Here is an 18,600-nt window from a genome sequence, read left to right on the forward strand (position 1 = left end):
GGTGACGAGGCAAGATGGCGAGCGAACGCAAAAAGATGGCCGCCGGCGAATGGTATTGCTGCCTCGATCCGGAACTCGATGCGTTGAGGGACAAGGCGCGGATGGCCGTGCATGCGCATAACGCCATGTCGCCCGCCGAGCGCGGTGCGATGGCGCCTGCCCTGGGTACGCTGCTCGGCGCAGCGGCTGGCGCGTTTCTGGAAGCGCCCTTCCACTGCGCCTACGGCTTCAATGTCTTTCTTGGGCAAGGCGTCTATCTGAATGCCGGCTGCACGATCCTCGACACCGCACCGGTCAGAATCGGTGCCCGTTCGATGCTGGGGCCGGGCGTGCAGCTTTATTGCGCGGATCACCACCGCGACCCCGTCCTGCGCGCTCAGGGTCTTGAGATCGGCCGCCCGATCAGCATTGGCGCCGATGTCTGGATTGGTGGCGGCGCGATCATTCTCGGCGGCATCACCATCGGCGATGGAGCGATCGTCGGGGCCGGGTCGGTGGTGACGCGGGATGTGCCGCCGGGCGCCACGGTTGCAGGAAATCCGGCGCGGCTGATCCCACCGCGCGGCTGATATCAGAACATCTCCGCGCGTAAAGATTGGATTCAGCATTTTTTGGTAATTTTCCGTTAGCAATTCTCGTCAGGGGTTTATCGACGGCGGGGGCGGCCGTCTTTGTTGTCTTGCGTACGGGTCTCAAAATGCGTTTATCGGCTGTGCCAGCACTCCTCGTCACCTGCCTCGCCTTGGCGGGCTGCGCATCGGCATCCGGTCCGGACGAGCTGGTGGCCAATGTCGCGACCCAGGAGAAGACGGGTTCCGTCGACCTGCCCGCCGCCCCGGTCCCGTCGGTCGGCGTCGGCAAGACCTCCCGGATCGGCGCGGTGCAAGCCCCCCCGCAGCAGACCTTACCGCAGCAGGAGGATATCGCCTGGACCGGCGCGATGCCGGCGCCACAGGCCTTCGTGCGGGAAACGACGGTCGGCATGCCGCTTCCAGCCGAGCGGCCGGTTGCCATGCTGGTGCCCGACGAGCCAGCGCTGGAAACCGTGCCCCGCAGGGGGCGCCTGCAGATCTACAGCCGCCAGTTCCGCGATGCCAAGCCGATCAATTTCGGCAGGGTTTCGCCGAGAAGCTACCCGGTACACGGCGTCGACGTGTCGCGCTGGCAGGGCGACATCGACTGGGCGAAGCTTCGGACCCAGGGCGCCAACTTCGCCTATATCAAGGCAACCGACGGGGGCGACCATCTCGATCCGATGTTCAGGACCAATTGGCGACGAGCCAAGGAGGCGGGCATCAGGCGCGGCGCCTACCATTTCTTCTACTGGTGCCGCACCGCCGGCGAGCAGGCCGACTGGTTCATCCGCAACGTCCCGCGCGATCCCGACGCGCTGCCGCCCGTGATCGACGTCGAATGGAACGGCGAGTCGAGTTGCAAGGCGAAACTCTCCCGCGCCCGGGTGCTCGAAAAGATGCAGGTCTTCATGGACAAGCTGGAGCGCTATTACGGCCAGCGGCCGATCATCTACACGGCACCGGATTTCTACGAGGACAATCTGTCGGGCGAACTGCTCAACTATCCCTTCTGGCTGCGCGCGGTCGCCCAGCACCCTTCCAAGGTCTATCCGGGCCGCAGGTGGCTGTTCTGGCAATATTCCGGCTCCGGCCTGTCGCATGGCGTCGACGGCAAGATCGACCTCAACGTCTTCCACGGCTCGGAAGAGCAGTGGCACAACTGGGCCTCGCCGCGCACGACGATCGCACAGAATTAGAACAAGCGCGCAGGGCCCTGTGAAACAGGCCCCGCGCGCTCCCTGGAGGTTACGTCAACGCGGATGGATTACAGCCGCGCCTCGAGGACGAGGTTGAACGGCGTTGCCATCGCCCGTCGGAAGCGGGTGAAGCCGGCCTTGTAGAAAATCTCCCGCAGCCTTGCTTCGCCGGCTTGCGCGCCGAGTACCATGTGGCCGCCGTCGGAAATCGCATGCGCGCAGCAGATCGTCGTCGATGCCGCGTAATACATGCGGGCAACGGGCGAGATGTTGTCGTCGACGCGGTCGTTGGCGAAGGGCTCGACGAGCATCACCGTACCATCCGGCGCAAGCGTTTTCGCGGCATGCCGGGCTGCCGCCAACGGGTCGCCCATGTCGTGCAGGCAATCGAAGAAGCAGATCAGGTCGTAGCCCTTGCCGGGATAGTTTTCGGCGCGTGCCGTCTCGAACGCGACCTGTCCGGTGACGCCCGCTTCCGCCGCGATCTTGCGGCCCTCGTCGAGGGATACCCGATGCGTATCGAAGCCACGGAAATGCGAAGCCGGGAAAGCCTGCGCCATCAGCACCGTGGAGTGACCATGGCCGCAGCCGACATCCGCCACCGAGGCGCCGCTCTTCAGCTTGTCGACCACACCGTCGAGCGCCGGCAGCCATTCCGGGACCAGGCTTGCCTTGTAGGCGTTGCGATAAAGCGAGGCGACACCGCAATAAAGCCGGCCGTCATGGTCGCCCCAGGGAATGCCGGAACCCTTGCGAAAGGCCTCCAGCGCCTTTTCCTCGTCCGACCACATGGAAGCCGGCACGCCCCAGGCGGCGGCGAGGAAGACCGGGCTATCCTCGTTGGCAAGCACCAGCGCCTGTTCCGGGGTAAGTTCGAAGCTGTCGCTGACGGCATGAAACAGAACATAACCGCCGGCAACCTGCGAACTCAGCCACTCGCGGATATAACGTTCGGCGCAGCCGGTACGGCTTGCCAGTTCCTGGGCACTGAGTGGTCCGGCCCCGGCCATCGCCTTGTAGAGCCCGAGACGATGGCCGATACTGACCATGACGCCTCCGTACCCCGCCGATAGATCGCCGATGGCGCGGGAAACGATCGCGTCCAGCTTGGCCGGATCGATCTCGTTGGTCTTGACGTAGTCCATATTGCTATCTCCTGTTCCTTCATCGGAAGTTGATGATGGCAAAGGATCGCAGGTCCGACCCGGTTCGGGCAGAGCGGGAAAATCCACAATCGGGCCGTTTGCGCCATTCTCAGGCTCGGTGTACGGATTTGATCATTGGAGGGATCGTTATGCGGCGTGGGGCGACCGGGACAGGCTTGAAGCCGCTGCATGTAAGCCTGGTGGCCATTCCCGACGCCGTGGTCTCGACGCTGAGCGGCGTCTTCGACGTGATGAACGCCTTTTCCGTCCTGCCGCCACCGGACGTCGCGATAACCCGCCCGTTCGAAGTCCAGATCGTGGGCATAGAGGCGGGGCCACTGACCCTCGCGAGCCTGGTGCCGGTCACCGTCCAGCGCAGCATCGCCACGCTTGAGGCGACCGATATCGTCATCGTTCCGTCGATCCTGCTGAGGCCGGACGGCTGGCGGAAAGGCCGCTACCCGGAGCTGGTCGACTGGGTAAACCGGATGCATGCGGGCGGCGCGCTGATATGCTCGGCCTGTTCGGGCATTTTCCTGCTGGCCGAGACCGGCCTCTTCGACGGCGCCGATGCGACCGTGCATTTCGGTTATGCCGGTGCCTTCGCGGCCGCCTTTCCGCAGGTGCCTATCCATCCCGAACGGGTGCTGGTGGTTTCCGGGCGGCGCGAGGAGCTGATCAGCTCGGGCGCCTCGATGACCTGGCATGACCTCGTCCTCTATCTTATCGCCCGCCATATGGGGGCTGCGGCGGCCCAGTCGATCGCGCGCTACTTCGCCCTGCAATGGCATCAGGACGGGCTCGCCCCCTATATCGTCTTCGAAGGCCACAGGGGGCATGGCGATACGGCAGTCCAGGCGGCACAGGATTGGATCGCAACCCACTTTTCCATCGCTAACCCGCTCGAAGAGATGATCCTGCGGGCTGGCCTTGCCGAGCGCACGTTTAAGCGTCGTTTCACGGCTGCAGCAGGCGTCAGCCCGATCGCCTACGTGCAGCGCCTGAGGATCGAGGAGGCCAAGCGCCAACTGGAGGGCACCGAAGCGTCGGTCGACAAGATCAGCTGGCAGGTCGGTTATGAAGAGCCCGCCTTCTTCCGCCGTCTGTTCAAGCGCGTCACAGGCCTGGCCCCCGGCGCCTACCGGCGGCGTTTCCAAATCCCCGATTTTGCGCGCCCGGACAAGAATACCTGACGACCGAACCTCGGCCGGCAGCTCTCAAGCCGTTATTGACCCAGGCCGTCATTGACGCAAGGCGTCCAGAGCTCGCTCCAGGCTCCGGAATATCCTCGCATCCTCCGACTGCGCCACGTTGAAGCGCAGGAAGCTGCCGGCGTTCTGGGAGAGGCTGAATGCGTTACCCGGAGCGAGCACGATATTGTCGGCAAGGCAGGCCTGCGCCACATCCGCCGCCTCTATCCCGTTCGGAAGCCTGCACCAGAGAAACAGGCCGGCGCGCGGCTGCAGCCAGGGCGTGATGCCGAGCTTTGCAAGCCGCTCTGTCGTCGCCTCCATTGCCCGCGAAAGCCGGACGCGCAGCTCTTCCAGATGTTTCCGGTAGCTGCCGTCGGTCAACAGCAGCAATACGAGCTCGGAGGACAGGCGGCCCGCCGCAAAGCTCGTGGAGATCTTCAGATCGACGAGGCCCTCGATCCATTCCCGCCTGGCGGCGATGAAGCCGCAGCGCGCCGAAGCCGACAGCGTCTTCGAAAAGCTGCCGATCTGCACCACCCGGTCGAGCCCGTCGAAGGCGGCCAGACGCGGCGCCGGCTCGTGCTCCAGATCCGCGAAGATGTCGTCCTCGATGACCGTCAGCCCGGCCCGGTCGGCGAGTTTCAGCAGCCGGTGCGCTACCACCGGCGAGAGCGTCGCGCCGGTCGGATTGTGGATCGCCGAATTGGTGATGTAGAGCCGCGGCTTGTGCTCTTCGAGCGCTTCACCGAAAGCCTCGATATCCGGCCCGGCCGGTGTCATCGGCACGCCGACGACTTTTGCGCGATGCGCACGCAGCAGGGCGTGGAAATTGAAGTAACAGGGATCGTCGACCAGAACCGCGTCTCCCGGCTCGATCAGAAAACGGCAGAGAAGGTCGATCGCCTGGGTGCCGGATTCCGTGAGGATGATCTGGTCCGGGGCGGCCGGTATGCCGTGCTCGCCCATGCGCCGGGAAAGGAGCTGCCGCAATTGCGGCGAGCCGAGCGGCGTGCCGTAGTCCGACAGGACCCGGTCCTCGCCGCGCGACAGACTGCGCAAAGCCTTTCGAATCGCCGCCTCGGGCATCCAGGAGGACGGCAGCCAACCACAGCCGGGCTTCAACAGGTCGCCGTCCTCCAGCGCCTGGCGTGATACCCAGAACGGATCGACTGCCCGGTCGAGCTTCGGGCCGATCTCGGAGAGCGACAGCGGCGCGAGCGGGCTCGACACATAGAAACCCGACCCCGGCCGGGAGCGGATCAACCCTTCCGCGGCCAGCCGCTCATAGGCCTCCACCACCGTCGAGGCGGAGACATGCATCGCCTTGGCGAACGCACGCACCGAAGGAAGCCGGGCGCCGGGCACCAGTCCGCGGCCGGCAATGCGGCTGCGGATCTCCGCCATGACGGCCCCGATACGCTGGCCGCCACCCTTCCGATCCGCCCTTGCATCCACCGTACTGCTCCACAAACCATAACAGTTTCTAGAAATTGTATCGCATTGTCTCTGGCGCCGCCATGGCTTCCAGCCGATAGCCGGAAAATACCCAAGGAATGCCACCAATGAACGTCCAAGGGAGACGTTCAAGGGAATGCTGGGCAAAAGATACAGGAGACTTTCGATGAACAACACGACAAGCGGCTGGATCAGCGGTTTCGTTGGCGTTTTGATCTTCAGCGGGTCGCTTCCCGCCACCCGCATTGCCGTCGCGGGGTTCGATCCGCTGTTCCTGACCGTGGCGCGCGCCACGATTGCCGGGCTGCTCGCCATATGCCTGCTCTTGGCCTTTCGCGAAAAACGCCCGGCCCGGTCCGATCTTCTGCCGCTGGCCGTCGTCTCGCTCGGCGTCGTCATCGGCTTCCCGCTGCTGACAGCGCTGGCCCTGAAACACGTCACCTCGGCTCACTCCATCGTGTTCGTCGGCCTGCTGCCGCTGTCGACGGCGATCTTCGGAGTGCTGAGGGGCGGCGAGCGCCCGAAGGCCGTCTTCTGGTTGTTCTCCTGCCTCGGCAGTGCCATCGTCGCCGGCTTCGCGCTGTTTCAAGAAGAGGCTGCCTCATCGGTCGGCGATCTCCTGATGCTGGGGGCGATCATCGCCTGCGGGCTTGGCTATGCGGAAGGTGCCAGCTTGTCGCGCAAGCTCGGTGGCTGGCAGGTCATCTCCTGGGCGCTGGCACTTTCTCTGCCGGTGATGCTGGCTCTGTCGCTCGCCGCGATGCCGGATTCATTCCCGGATCTCGACAGCACGTCGTGGTTCGGCCTCGCTTATGTCTCGCTGTTCAGCATGCTGATAGGATTCATCTTCTGGTATCGCGGCCTGGCGCTCGGCGGCATTGCGGGAGTGAGCCAGCTGCAGCTTCTTCAGCCCTTTTTCGGCCTGGTTCTGGCCGCCGCACTTCTCGGCGAAAAGGTCAGTCTCGGCATGTTCGCGGCGACGCTTGCGGTGGTTGCCTGCGTAGCAGGCGCCAAGAGATTTGCACGTTAATTCGGCATGACCTGCTTGCGTCGTTCACGAATTCGGGAACCAAACGCGTGCCGAGGCATTATCCGGCTGCAGAAGGAGGAAGCAAGCATGACTTTTGATCCCAATGACAGAAAGTTCGAGACCCGTGATCCGGATCTCCGGGCCACTGAAGTCCGGAGCAGCACCTCTTCGTGGGTACCGTGGGTAGCCGTGATCGCGGTCATTCTGGTCGGCGCTTTCGTATGGTCGCAGATGGGCGGTTCCTCGACCGACCCGCAGACTACGTCTTCGACCAACCCGCCGGTAACCGACAACTCCACGTCATCCCCGGCACCGGCTCCGATGACCCCGGCAGCTCCGCCGGCTAACAATGCCACTCCGGCAACTCCGCCGGCTGGCGGCGCGACTGGCGGCACCGGCACGCAGCCGTAAGGTTGGTGCTTGGGAGATACCCAAAGCCGTCCGCCTTTCGAGGCGGGCGGCTTTTCTGTCGGTGTAATTAAAGCTCTATCTCGCCCGGCTGCGGCCACCGCTCCAGCGCCTGCCGCCCCACATCCGTCAGCGCATAGATTCCCTTGTCGATGCGTTCGAACCAGCCGTAATAATTGGCGCGCAGGATCGCGCCGGCCGTAGGCGCGGTCTGCTTCATGTCGCGCGGCCGAAGCGGGCCGCCGCTAAGCGCCGAGGCGCAGGCGAGCGCCTGCTGGCGATAGGCGGTCATCACCGGTACTTTCGTACTGCCGCCGACGGCCGGATCGCCTTTGCGCTTGCGATGTTCCTTGACCAGCCGCGTGCGCCGTTTCGGGTTGGTGCGCGGCATCGGCGAAACCGAACTGACCAGCACGCTCACCTCGCCCTGATCCGAGACGCCGAGCATGCCGATTCCGAGCCGGCGGCAGAGATCACGATACCGCCTGTCTGCTTCGCGACCCCTGCCCTTGGCGGAAACCCGAGCAGCGATCCAGACCTCGTCCGAAACCCCTGCCCGGTCGACCGCCTGCAGGATCAGTTCGAGATTGAACGTGAGCTTCAGCTCGCAGATAACCACAACCGGCGGATCCGTCTCACTCAACCCTACCAGATCGCAGCCGCCCACCTCCCCCTTCACCTCGTAACCGAAGCTTTCGAGAAAGGTTTTGACGGGGAGATAAAGCGAAGTTTCCATACGGTCCGGCGGCGGTGATTAAGTCTGTATATGATAGCACTACTCAGTACGCCCAACCTGGCCGAAACGACGGCGCCGGTGAGCTTCCAGAATCTTGTCGCGGAGATGAGCAAAGAACCGCGGCGGCAAAATTCCGAATTCGTAGCGAGGGGGTTTGGAACCCGGCACTGGCCTCAAATCCGGACCTGGCCAGATAAAATCATTCGCTTCCGTCACCACAACCCAAGACGGGACATCGTCCAGCCCCAGATGCACCTTGAGTGCCGCCGGAATTTCGACTGCATCGGCCGGATCGAGCGGAGGAGCGTGAGTGACCGGTACTACCGTCACCACCTGACGGCCCTCGATGACTTGGCGTGCCGCGACTATGGCGCAGGGTCGGTTTTTGGCGCCCTCCTCGATTCCGCGTCGACTTTCAACCGCCCAAAGATAGGAGTAGCAAATGACGAGGCCTGGTCGCGGGACAGGAAGGCTCACGCTTTCCAGTCTTTCAGCAGATCATCAAGGTCGGCATGATCGGCGGGCACGCTGCTGTTTGCGATGGCCTTCAGCGTGTCTTCGTCCAGATCTTCGACGTTGCGAGCGATGCGGCCCTTGATCGCCAGATCGAAGAATTCCGCCGATACCAGGACCGTATGGGTCCGGCCATTCTTGGTTATAGCAACGGGCGAGCGCTGGGCAGCATCCTGATAGCGGCCGACATTTTGCTGAAATTCGGTGGACGTGATTTTCATTTCGAGACTCCCTTCTATCTATTATAGATAAAATGGATATTCTTGCAATGGATCGACACCGGTCCTGCGTCCCATGTCTTACATCATCCCTGACTGCGCCGCGTGAAGCCTGGTATAGGCGCCGCGTTTGTCGATCAGGTCCTGATGTGTGCCCTCTTCGAGGATGCCGTTGCCGTCGATGACGACGATGCGGTCGGCGCCCTGGATGGTGGCGAGACGATGGGCAATGATCAACGTCGTACGGCCTTGCGAGAGCTCGGCAAGCGAGCGCTGGATGGCGCGTTCCGTCTCGGTATCGAGCGCCGAGGTCGCCTCGTCCAGGATCAGGATCGGCGGGTTTTTCAGGAACATGCGGGCGATCGCGACACGCTGCTTCTGGCCGCCGGAGAGTTTCACGCCGCGCTCGCCGATCACCGTATCGAGCCCCCGCGGCAGGCCGGCGACCATTTCTTCAAGCCGCGCCCGCCGCGCCGCCTCGATAATATCGGTTTCGCTGGCGCCGAGGCGGCCATAGGCGATGTTCTCGCGGATCGTCCCGCCGAACAGGAAGACGTCCTGCTGCACGATACCGATCTGCTGGCGCAGCGACACCTTTGTCATGGCGCGGATGTCGATGCCGTCGATGGTGATGCTGCCGGAGCCTATCTCGTAGAAACGCGGCAGCAGCGAGCAGATCGTCGTCTTGCCGGCGCCCGAGGGACCGACGAAAGCGATCGTCTCGCCGGCGCGGATCGAAAGATTGACGTTTTCGAGCACCGGCTTGTCCGGGCTGTAGCCGAAGGAGACGTTCTTGTAGGCGATCTCGCCCTTGAGATGCTCGACGTCGACCGCATCAGGCGCATCAGCGATATCCGGCTCGGTATCGATCAGTTCGGTGAAGCGGCGGAAGCCGGCAATGCCCTTCGGATAGGTCTCGATCACCGAATTGATCTTCTCCACCGGGCGGAAGAACACTCCGACCAGCAGCAGGAAGCCGATGAAGCCGCCGGCGGTCAACTCGCCCGACAGCACGAAATAGGCGCCGGCGATCATCACCACCATCTGGGTAAGCCGCATGCTCATGTAGCTGAGCGAACTGCTGGCGGCCATCAGCTTGTAGGCATCGAGCTTGACGCGCCGGTAGTTCTGGTTGTCCTGTTCGAAGAGCTCTCGTTCGTGTTGCTCGTTGGCGAAGGCCTGCACAACCCGGATACCGCCGACATTCTCCTCGATGCGGGCATTGAAATCACCGACGCGGCCGAAGAGGCGGCGGAAATTGTCGGTCATGCGGCCGCCGAAATGGCTGGTGACCCAGGCGGTCAGCGGCACGACGACGGCGGTGATCATCGCCAGCTGCGGGTTGACCGAGAACATCAGCGCGAGAGCGCCTGCAAACGTCATGGTGGCGATGAACAGGTCTTCCGGTCCGTGATGGGCGACTTCGCCGATCTCTTCAAGGTCCTTGGTGAGGCGCCCGACGATATGGCCGGTCTTCTGGTTGTCGAAATAGCTGAAGGAGAGCTTCTGAAGATGGTTGAAGGCGGCCCGGCGCATGTCCGTCTCGATATTGATGCCGAGCATGTGGCCCCAATAGGTGACGATCGCCATCAGGCTGGTATTGATCGCATAGATCAACAGGAGCGCCGCCGAGGCGAGCAGGATCAGCAGCCATTCGTGGCTGAGGAGAAGCCGGTCGACAAACAGCTTCACCGCCATCGGAAAGCCGAGTTCCAGCACGCCGGAGATGATCGCGCAGCCGAAATCCAGGAGGAAAAGCCCACGGTATGGACGGTAATAGGCAAAGAAGCGACGAAGCATCGGACACTCTAGGAAATCAATAGATGAGAAGCAGAGACAAGTTTTTGAAAAGGCTTAGCCGGGTTCTCCAGCGAGGTAAACATTCGTCTTATTATCGCTCGGACAATAGATAGGGCGATAGATATCAGGCGCGGCGGCCGCGCAACAGGGTGCGCGCCGAGGTATGCGGTTCGGCGAGCTGGTCGGCCTCCAGCGAGGCGAACAGCCAGTCGATGAACACCCGCACGATCGGCGCCGAACGCATGGCCGGCCGGCAGGCGACGTAGAAGGCGTCATTGGCCGGAACACTCAAGTCGAACGGCACGACCAGTTCGCCGCGGGCAATCAGCTTGCTGGCGGTGATCGTGTCGCCGAGCGCGATGCCCTGGCCGTGCAGCGCCGCTTCCGTCGAAAACCGGGCGTCACCCATGAAATATTGCTGCCGGCGCGGCAGGTCGACGGCATCAGCGGCGGAAAGCCAGGTGTTCCATTCGCGCCCGTCCGCATCGCCATGCAGCAGGACATGGTCTTCGAGATCGCGCATCGAACGCAGCGGCCGACTGTTGAGGAGGGTGGGGCTGGCGACCGGAAAGAGCTGCAGGTTGCTCCAGAGCCGCGTCCAGGCATCGGGCCAGTTGCCGTCGCCATAAAGAACGGCGACGTCGACATCCGAGGAATGCAGCACGGCCGGATCGTTGGAGGCAGCGAGCTTCAGCCTGACACCCGGGAACTGCTCGGTGAAGGAATTGAGGCGCGGCACGATCCAGAAAGAAAGGAGCGCCGGTACGCAGGTGATCGATAGTTCGCCTGAAGTCGCCGGCCGCTTCATCTGCGCGGTCGCGGCGGCGATCTCACCGAAGGCCTGGCTGACGGCGGGCAGCAAGAGAGCACCCTCTGAAGTGAGCTTCAATCGCTTGGCGCCGCGCTCGAACAGCGAGACCTTGAGCGAACCTTCCAGCGCCTTGATCTGGTGGCTGACCGCACCATGGGTGACGTTGAGCTCCCGCGCCGCCGCCGAAACCGAGCCTCGGCGGGCGGTTGCCTCAAAAGCGCGCAGCGGATTGAGGGGCGGCAGGCGGTTGGTCATATCGATCCCAAATTGATCTTAAGTGTTAGTTTTTCTCACAGCAACTGCTAGAACAATCTCAATTGCTTTTCCACCCACACCTGACGGATAATGATGAAAACAAGGGCGACAAGCCCGGCGGAACAAAAATTAGGCTGCACACAAGCAGCCGGCAGACAGGCGAGGCGATCATGACATTCGACGCGAAGAAGCTCGGCGAATTGCGCGCAAAATATCTCGACAGCCCGGGCGGCGAGATTTTTGATCCGAAGTTCAGACGAGTCGGCGAGAAGATCTTCGACAAGGCCGGTACACGCGTCGCACCTTATGCCGGGATTCCGACGCTTCTCGATGCGCCCTACAGGCCGCTCGATGCGGAGAATCCGGATTTCGGCGACCTGCAGGTGGCGATGGTCGGCATGCCGATGGACCTCGGCGTCACCAACCGGCCAGGCTCGCGCTTCGGGCCTCGGGCGTTGCGCACGATCGAGCGTGTCGGTCCCTACAACCACGTGATGGAATGCGCGCCGATCTACGAGCTGAAAGTCGCGGATATCGGCGACGTGGCCTTCCGCAGCCGCTACCGGCTGGAAATGAGCCATGACGACATCGAAAAGCGCATCGGCCAGGTCGTCGATGCGGGCGTGCTGCCGCTCTCGGTGGGCGGCGACCATTCGATCACCCATCCGATCCTGAAGGCGGTCGGAAAAAAAGCGCCGGTCGGCATGATCCATATCGACGCCCATTGCGATACGAGCGGCTTTTTCGACGAGACCAAGTTCCACCACGGCGGGCCGTTCCGCAATGCGGTACTCGACGGCGTTCTCGACCCGACCCGGACGATCCAGATCGGCATCCGCGGCGCGGCGGAATATCTGTGGGAGTTCTCCTACGAATCCGGCATGACCGTCATCCATGCAGAGGAGGTGACGGGGCTCGGCATTCCGGCGATCATCGAGAAGGCGAAGAAGATCGTTGGCGATGGCCCGACCTATGTTTCCTTCGATATCGACAGCCTCGACCCCAGCTTTGCCCCCGGCACCGGCACGCCTGAGATCGGCGGGCTCACCACCCGCGAGGTGCTGGAGCTGGTCCGCGGCCTCAAGGGCATCAACATCGTCGGCGGCGACGTGGTCGAGGTCGCGCCGCAATATGACGCGACCAACAACACCGCCCATGCGGGCGCCCAGATATTGTTCGAAATCCTGAGCCTGATGGTCTTCAGCCCTTCCGTGAAGGGCCGCACCTGACGTAAACTGCAATCAATTGGGGAACTCGCCAGCCGGCCAAGCACCGGCAGGCCTAAAAAACAAAGGAGAACATCATGCGTGACATTCTGAATGCCAAACTCGGCCGCCGCGGCGTGCTCGGTGCCGGTCTCGCCGGCGCCTCCATGCTGGCCATGCCCTCGGTGCTGCGCGCCCAGGACAAGTCGCTGAAGGTCGGGGTCTATGGCGGCTTCTTCAAGGATTCGTTCGACAAGAACATTTTCCCGGACTTCACCAAGGCGACCGGTATCGCGATTGAATCCGTCGCCGAGCCGACCGGCGAAGCCTGGCTGGTGCAGCTCGAACAGGCCGCCAAGGCGGGTGCCGCTCCGGCCGACGTCTCGATGATGTCGCAGGTTGCGATGCTGAAGGGCCAGTCGACCAAACTCTGGGCGCCGCTCGACGCCGACAAGCTGCCGAACTCCAAGAACCTCATCGACCACTTCGTCAACAAGTATCCGGACGGCAAGATCGCCGGCATCGGCGCCGTCTCCTGGTACATCACGCTGGTCACCAATACGCAGGTCTACAAGGAAGCCCCGACCTCATGGGCAGCCCTGTGGGACAAGGCCAATGCCGACAAGCTCGGCCTGCTCGCGCTCGTCTCCAACTCCTTCCTGCTCGAAGTGACGGCAAAAACCTTTATGGGCGGCACCAAGGCGCTCGACACCGACGAAGGCATCCTCAAGGCGCTTGAAAAACTCGCAGAAGTGAAGCCAAACGTCCGTCTCTGGTATCGGGACGAGGCGCAGTTCGAACAGGCGCTGAAGTCGGGCGAAATTCCGATGGGCCAGTATTACCACGACGTCACCGGCCTTGCCGCCTCGCAGGGCAGCCCGGTCCGCTCGACCTTCCCGAAGGAAGGCGGCATCCAGGATTCGGGCTGCTGGGCGCTGTCGCGTGCCTCGAAGAAGACCGAGGAAGCGCACACGTTCATCAATTACATGTGCCAGCCGGCCATCCAGGCGACCCTGTCGCGCAAGGTCGGCACCTCGCCGACCGTCAAGCGCGACCTGCTCGATCTCACGGCGGAAGAATTCGCTTCGGTCTCCTCCGATATCGAGCCGATCATCCCGCGTTACGATCTCTACCAGACCAAGTCCGACTTCCTGAACCAGAAGTGGACGGAGATGATCGCGGGCTGATCTGAATCCGTATAAGGCCGGAGCCGGAAACCCCCTCACCCGGCCTCCGCTTCGCTCGGCCACCCTCTCCCCAAGGGGAGAGGAGAAGCGGCAACGGTTCGGCATACCTCTTCTCCCCAGCGGGGAGAAGGTGCCGGCAGGCGGATGAGGGGGCTGCTTCATGCCTCTCTATCGAATTTAAGAGGGCTAAAACCGCGGAGACCGAATGTCCGGATTGAACCTCAGCCATGTGACGAAGCAGTTCGGCAACTTCACGGCCGTCAACGACGTAAGCCTTTCGGTTCCGGATGGCACGTTCGTCTGCCTGCTCGGGCCTTCCGGCTGCGGCAAGACGACATTGATGCGGATGATCGCCGGTCTCGACCTTCCAACCGGCGGCTCGATCGAACTCGGCGGGGCCGATATCACCGCCGTGCCGACCCACAAGCGCGATCTCGGCATGGTCTTCCAGTCGCTGGCGCTTTTCCCGCACCTGACGGTCGGCGAGAATATCGCCTATTCGCTACGGATCCGCGGCGTTGCCAAGGATGTGCAGAAGAAGCGCGTCGATGAACTCTTGGCAATGATCCATCTGCCGGGCTTTGCGGACCGTTCCGTGGCGAAACTCTCCGGCGGCCAAAGGCAGCGCGTGGCGATCGCCCGAGCGCTCGCCATCTCGCCAAAGCTCTTCCTGCTCGACGAACCGCTCTCTGCGCTCGATGCAAAACTGCGCGAGGCGATGCAGGTGGAACTGCGCCAGCTGCAGCAGCGGCTTGGGATCACCACCATTGTCGTCACTCACGACCAGCGCGAGGCGATGACCATGGCCGATACGGTCGTCGTCATGAACGGCGGCGAGATCCGTCAGGCGGCCTCCCCGGTCGATATCTACCGCCGCCCGGCCGACAGTTTTGTCGCCGACTTCATCGGCCAGACCAACCTCCTGCCCATCGAGGCCGATAGCGCCGGCCGCGCCAGCGTGCTCGGAGAGGTGGTCGAAGGCATCACGCTACCCGCAGGCACGGCGAAAGGCCTGTTGTCGGTCCGGCCGGAAGACGTGCAGCTCACCGTTCCCGGTCACGGCGCTATTGCCGGCACCGTCACCTTCATCCGTGATCTCGGCGGGGCCATTGAAACCTTTGTGGAGGCGGGCGGAACCCAGGTGATCGCAGTCTCCTCGCCGCGCAACCGGCCGGACGTCTCGATCGGCCAGAGCGTCGGCATAAGGCTCGATCCGGCCACCAGCGTGGTGCTCGCCAGATGAGACGCGAACCGCCGCAGCGTCTTGTCGACTATGGACCGCTCTTCTTCCCGGCGGGCATGCTGACCTTGTTCTTCGTGGTGCCATTCGCCACGATGATCGCCGTGTCCTTTTTCCAGCGCGAGCAGGCGGGCTTTTATACGCCCGCCTTCGTATTCGATAATTACGCCCGCTTCCTCAGCCTGTTCTTCGGTAAGGTTCTGGGTTTCTCGCTATTTCTGGCCGTCGCAGTCGCGGTTGCCTGCGTGGTGATCGGCATTCCCTTCACCTATCTGCTCTCACGTTCTCCCCGAAGGACCCAGATCGTCTGGCTGGTGGTGCTGCTCTCCATCCTGTCGCTCTCCGAAGTGATGATCGGCTTTGCCTGGTCGACGCTCTTCTCCCGCACCGCCGGCATCACCAACTTGTTCGTCTGGCTGGGGCTGATGGCCCAGGCCCAGGCATTAACCCCCAGTTTCGGCGCGGTCATGACCGCCATGACCTATCAGGCCTTCCCCTACACGGTGCTGGTCCTCTATCCGGCGCTGGTGCGCCTTGATCCGACGCTCACCGAAGCCGCGCGCACGCTCGGCGCCTCACCGGTCAAGGCCTTCTTCACCGTCGTGGTTCCCGCGCTGCGCAACACCATTCTGGCGACGCTGATCATGGTCTTCATCTTCGCGCTCGGTTCCTACCTGCTGCCGCAGCTGCTCGGAAGGCCGCAGCACTGGACGCTGTCGGTGCTGATCACCGACCAGGCGATCTACCAGTCGAACATGCCGTTTGCCGCCGCCATGGCCGTTTTCCTGGTGCTCGTTTCGCTGGCGCTCGTCGGCCTCGCGCTTTACGCCGGACAGCAGAGGCAAGCGAAATGACAGCACTGCGCCGCCTGTTCTTCTTTGTCGTCGGCCTGTTCCTGGCCCTGCCGCTGATCGTCGTCGCCGGCGTCTCGATCAATGCGCGCCAGACGCTCGCCTTCCCGCCGCAGGGTTTTTCGCTTTCCTGGTACGGCCAGATATTTACCAATGCCGAATGGCGCAATGCGCTGATCGCCTCGCTGACGCTTGCCGCCTCCTCGGCTTTGCTGGCCCTGCTGATAGCGCTGCCGCTCGCCTGGTTCCTGTGGCGACGGGTCGCGCCCTGGGCCAATATCTTCCAGCTTCTCGGCGTCGCGCCCTTCACCCTGCCGCCGGTCATCACCGCGCTTGGCCTGCTGACCTTCTGGGCGACCACCGGCTTTTACGGCCAACCATGGACGGCAGTAATCAGCCACGGCATCTTCTTCGTCACCCTGCCGCTGGTGACCCTGTCGCTCGGCTTTTCGGCCATCGACCGTTCGCTGGTGGAAGCGGCCGCCACCATGGGCGCCGACGACGGCAAGATTTTCCGCACCGTCGTGCTACCGCTGATCCTGCCCTATCTAGTCTCGGGTTATGCCTTTGCCTTCGTTCTGTCGCTGAACGAATATATCGTTGCCTACATGACTGTCGGTTTCACCATGGAAACCCTGCCGATCAAGATCTTCAACGCGCTGCGCTACGGCTATACGCCGACCATGGCCGCCGTGACGGTGCTGTTCCTGGTCATCGCGGCAGTGGTCTTCGGTCTGGTGGCCCGGTTCGGCGACCTGCCGAAACTGCTCGGCGCCATGTCGGACGAGCGTTAAAGGAACAAGCCCATGAAGATCGCCGGTTTCCAGATGCAGCCTGTCGTCGGTGACGTCGAGGCGAACCTCGCCAAGATCGAAGCGGCTGCCGAAAATGCGGCCACCAACGGCGCGGCACTGCTGATCGCGCCGGAACTCGCGCTGACCGGTTATGGCGCGGCGGAGAAATTCCCCGATCTCGCCACGCCCGCCCATGGCCCTGTAACCGACCGGCTGTCGGAGATCGCCGCGAACCATGGGCTCGCGATCGTCGCGGGTTTCGCCGAAAAGACCTTCGAAAACACCTTCAACAGTGCCTTCTTCACGGATGGCAAGGGCCAGACGGCGGTCTATCGCAAATGCAATCTCTACGGCTCCTATGAGCGGAAATGGTTCACCCAGGAGGACCGCCGCCAGGTTCTGGTGACGCACGAGGGCATCAGGCTCGGCTTCCTGATCTGCTACGACGTCGAGTTCCCGGAAAACGTCCGGCAACTGGCAAAGGGCGGCGCCGATCTTATCGTCGTGCCGACGGCGCTGCCGACTGGCTGGTCCGGTCGGTTCATCGCCGAACACATGATCCCGGTCCGCGCCTTCGAGAACCAGGTTTTTGTCGCTTATATCAACCACGCCGGCTCCGACGATCTGTTCACCTATGCCGGCCTGTCGCGGGTTGCGGCTCCGGACGGCAAGCTGATTGCCGAGGCGCCTGCCGAAGGTGAGGCCCTGATCATCGCCGAGATCGACCCTGCGGCTTACGCGCAGTCGCGGGCGGAAAACACCTATCTCGCAGATCTGGTATGAGTTCCAGGCCGGATATACGACCCTCAAGTCAATACGACCTTCGCTAAACTCCCATTTCCTTTGATAATGTTGTATAGCATTCGACGCTACAGCATTCCGGGGGGAGTCATGACGCGTATATTCCGGGCGCCGGCCTTTTATATTCAAGGCCCGGGAGCCCTGAGCCAGCTCGGTGAAAAGGCGGCGACGCTCGGCCGCTCGGTCATCGCGATCTGCGATTCGCTCGTGCTTCCCCATATCGAGCTGGATCTGACCGAGGCTCTGGACCGACAGGACATTTCGCCGACCGTCATCCCCTTCGATTCGGACGTCACCCACAAGGAAATGGACCGCCTCGCCGAACTGGTGCGCGCCGGGGGCGGCGAAGTCGTGGTCGGCATCGGCGGCGGCCGCACGCTCGATGTCGCCAAGGGCGTCTCGCGCCGAACCGGCCTGCCCTTTGTCAGTGTGCCGACGGTCGCTTCCACCGACGCTCCCTCGACCCGAGGCATCGTCATCTATGACGACCATCACTCAATGATCGCCGTCGAGCAGATGGACCAGAACCCGGCATTTGTGATCGTCGATACGGCGATCATCGCCAAAGCCCCTGCCCGGCTGCTGCTCGGCGGCATCGGCGATGCGCTGACCGCAAAATTCGAGACGGAAGGCGCCTGGAAGGGTACCGGCCTTTCCAAGCAGGGCACGCGGCCGCTGAAGACGGGTGTGATGCTCGGCGATGTCTGTTATCGTACGCTGCTCGAACATGGGCCTGGCGCCATGCGGGTCGCCGGCACCGGCGAGGTGACGCCGGATCTCGAAGCCGTCATCGAGGCGATCCTCTGGCTCAGCGCCGTCGCGTTTGAAAATACCGGCCTTTCCATCGCCCATGCGGTCGCAACCGAGCTCGGAGCGATCGAGCCGGTCAGGAAACACTCGCTGCATGGCGAACATGCCGCTTATGGCACGCTGGTGCAGGCCGTCGCCGAAGGCCGTCCGGAAGATGAGCTTCAGACGCTCTTCGGCTTCTATGACGAGATCGGCATGCCGCGCCGGCTTTCCGATCTCGGCATGCTGGATGTCGCCGATGCGGCGATCGAGAACCTCGCCGCCCGATGCGCAAAAAGCCCGTTCATGGTCAACCAGGAGCGGATGCTCGACGCAAATGACCTTGCTGCCGCCTTTCGGGCTGTGGAAAACTACGCATAAAGCCGGCTCGACCTGCT

18 protein-coding genes are annotated in these 18,600 nt (G+C 62.9%); 12 read left to right on the top strand and 6 right to left on the bottom strand.

The window, feature by feature from the left end; translation table 11 throughout:
* The first annotated feature begins 14 nt into the window (after positions 1 to 14).
* Both ABCW43_RS21215 and ABCW43_RS21220 read left to right on the top strand, forming a co-directional pair.
* The gene (locus tag ABCW43_RS21215) at positions 15 to 569 is read left to right on the top strand and encodes a sugar O-acetyltransferase (protein WP_345928083.1); all 555 of its coding nucleotides are present in this window, start codon (positions 15 to 17) and stop codon (positions 567 to 569) included.
* 128 nt (positions 570 to 697) lie between these two features.
* A complete protein-coding gene (locus ABCW43_RS21220) occupies positions 698 to 1,771 on the top strand; it encodes a glycoside hydrolase family 25 protein (RefSeq protein WP_345928084.1) in 1,074 nt (357 codons plus the stop codon).
* 68 nt (positions 1,772 to 1,839) lie between these two features.
* On the opposite strand, the gene ABCW43_RS21225 is transcribed toward ABCW43_RS21220, so the two are convergent.
* Positions 1,840 to 2,916 carry a class I SAM-dependent methyltransferase gene (locus ABCW43_RS21225; RefSeq protein WP_345928086.1) on the bottom strand — a complete coding sequence of 359 codons (1,077 nt, stop codon included), beginning with the start codon at positions 2,914 to 2,916 and terminating at the stop codon, positions 1,840 to 1,842.
* A gap of 149 nt (positions 2,917 to 3,065) precedes the next feature.
* Between ABCW43_RS21225 and ABCW43_RS21230 the strand changes: the two genes are divergently transcribed.
* A complete protein-coding gene (locus tag ABCW43_RS21230) occupies positions 3,066 to 4,109 on the top strand; it encodes a GlxA family transcriptional regulator (protein WP_345928088.1) in 1,044 nt (347 codons plus the stop codon).
* A gap of 48 nt (positions 4,110 to 4,157) precedes the next feature.
* Here ABCW43_RS21230 and ABCW43_RS21235 read toward each other — a convergent pair whose 3' ends face one another.
* Positions 4,158 to 5,513 (bottom strand): aminotransferase-like domain-containing protein, encoded by a 1,356-nt coding sequence (locus ABCW43_RS21235; protein ID WP_345928204.1) that lies wholly within the window; start codon positions 5,511 to 5,513, stop codon positions 4,158 to 4,160.
* A 217-nt stretch (positions 5,514 to 5,730) separates the two neighbouring features.
* On the opposite strand from ABCW43_RS21235, the gene ABCW43_RS21240 reads away from it, so the two are divergent.
* Both ABCW43_RS21240 and ABCW43_RS21245 read left to right on the top strand, forming a co-directional pair.
* Positions 5,731 to 6,594 carry a DMT family transporter gene (locus ABCW43_RS21240; protein WP_345928090.1) on the top strand — a complete coding sequence of 288 codons (864 nt, stop codon included), beginning with the start codon at positions 5,731 to 5,733 and terminating at the stop codon, positions 6,592 to 6,594.
* A gap of 87 nt (positions 6,595 to 6,681) precedes the next feature.
* Positions 6,682 to 7,005 (top strand): hypothetical protein, encoded by a 324-nt coding sequence (locus ABCW43_RS21245; protein WP_105420733.1) that lies wholly within the window; start codon positions 6,682 to 6,684, stop codon positions 7,003 to 7,005.
* Positions 7,006 to 7,072: 67 nt separating this feature from the next.
* Here the strand turns inward: ABCW43_RS21245 and ABCW43_RS21250 are convergent, their stop codons facing one another.
* The 4 genes from ABCW43_RS21250 to gcvA form a co-directional block, all read right to left on the bottom strand.
* Positions 7,073 to 7,738 (bottom strand): DUF2161 domain-containing phosphodiesterase, encoded by a 666-nt coding sequence (locus ABCW43_RS21250; protein ID WP_345928093.1) that lies wholly within the window; start codon positions 7,736 to 7,738, stop codon positions 7,073 to 7,075.
* A gap of 473 nt (positions 7,739 to 8,211) precedes the next feature.
* On the bottom strand, positions 8,212 to 8,472 hold the full coding sequence (locus ABCW43_RS21255) for a type II toxin-antitoxin system prevent-host-death family antitoxin (protein ID WP_345928095.1): 261 nt from the start codon (positions 8,470 to 8,472) through the stop codon (positions 8,212 to 8,214).
* A 78-nt stretch (positions 8,473 to 8,550) separates the two neighbouring features.
* Positions 8,551 to 10,269 (bottom strand): ABC transporter ATP-binding protein, encoded by a 1,719-nt coding sequence (locus tag ABCW43_RS21260; RefSeq protein WP_345928097.1) that lies wholly within the window; start codon positions 10,267 to 10,269, stop codon positions 8,551 to 8,553.
* Positions 10,270 to 10,393: 124 nt separating this feature from the next.
* Entirely contained in the window at positions 10,394 to 11,335 is a 942-nt protein-coding gene (gcvA, locus tag ABCW43_RS21265) for a transcriptional regulator GcvA (RefSeq protein WP_345928099.1), read from the bottom strand.
* Between the two features lie 170 nt (positions 11,336 to 11,505).
* Between gcvA and speB the strand changes: the two genes are divergently transcribed.
* The 7 genes from speB to ABCW43_RS21300 all read left to right on the top strand — a co-directional run bounded on the left by speB (position 11,506) and on the right by ABCW43_RS21300 (position 18,583).
* Positions 11,506 to 12,564: an agmatinase gene (gene speB / locus ABCW43_RS21270; RefSeq protein ID WP_345928101.1), complete on the top strand. Its 1,059-nt coding sequence runs from the start codon at positions 11,506 to 11,508 to the stop codon at positions 12,562 to 12,564.
* 74 nt (positions 12,565 to 12,638) lie between these two features.
* On the top strand, positions 12,639 to 13,727 hold the full coding sequence (locus tag ABCW43_RS21275; RefSeq protein WP_345928103.1) for an ABC transporter substrate-binding protein: 1,089 nt from the start codon (positions 12,639 to 12,641) through the stop codon (positions 13,725 to 13,727).
* Positions 13,728 to 13,932: 205 nt separating this feature from the next.
* Positions 13,933 to 14,970, top strand: coding sequence for an ABC transporter ATP-binding protein (locus ABCW43_RS21280; RefSeq protein ID WP_345928105.1), 1,038 nt, complete (start codon positions 13,933 to 13,935; stop codon positions 14,968 to 14,970).
* Complete coding sequence (locus ABCW43_RS21285; protein WP_345928107.1) at positions 14,967 to 15,821, top strand: ABC transporter permease; 855 nt, start codon at positions 14,967 to 14,969, stop codon at positions 15,819 to 15,821. Before ABCW43_RS21280 ends, ABCW43_RS21285 begins: the two co-directional genes overlap by 4 nt.
* Positions 15,818 to 16,612 carry an ABC transporter permease gene (locus ABCW43_RS21290; RefSeq protein WP_345928109.1) on the top strand — a complete coding sequence of 265 codons (795 nt, stop codon included), beginning with the start codon at positions 15,818 to 15,820 and terminating at the stop codon, positions 16,610 to 16,612. Before ABCW43_RS21285 ends, ABCW43_RS21290 begins: the two co-directional genes overlap by 4 nt.
* 12 nt (positions 16,613 to 16,624) lie before the next feature.
* A complete protein-coding gene (locus ABCW43_RS21295; RefSeq protein ID WP_345928111.1) occupies positions 16,625 to 17,395 on the top strand; it encodes a carbon-nitrogen hydrolase family protein in 771 nt (256 codons plus the stop codon).
* Positions 17,396 to 17,503: 108 nt separating this feature from the next.
* Positions 17,504 to 18,583: an iron-containing alcohol dehydrogenase gene (locus tag ABCW43_RS21300; RefSeq protein WP_345928113.1), complete on the top strand. Its 1,080-nt coding sequence runs from the start codon at positions 17,504 to 17,506 to the stop codon at positions 18,581 to 18,583.
* Positions 18,584 to 18,600: the final 17 nt, after the last annotated feature.

Origin of the sequence: Neorhizobium tunisiense (assembly GCF_039631515.1) — a bacterium.
GTDB lineage: Bacteria > Pseudomonadota > Alphaproteobacteria > Rhizobiales > Rhizobiaceae > Neorhizobium.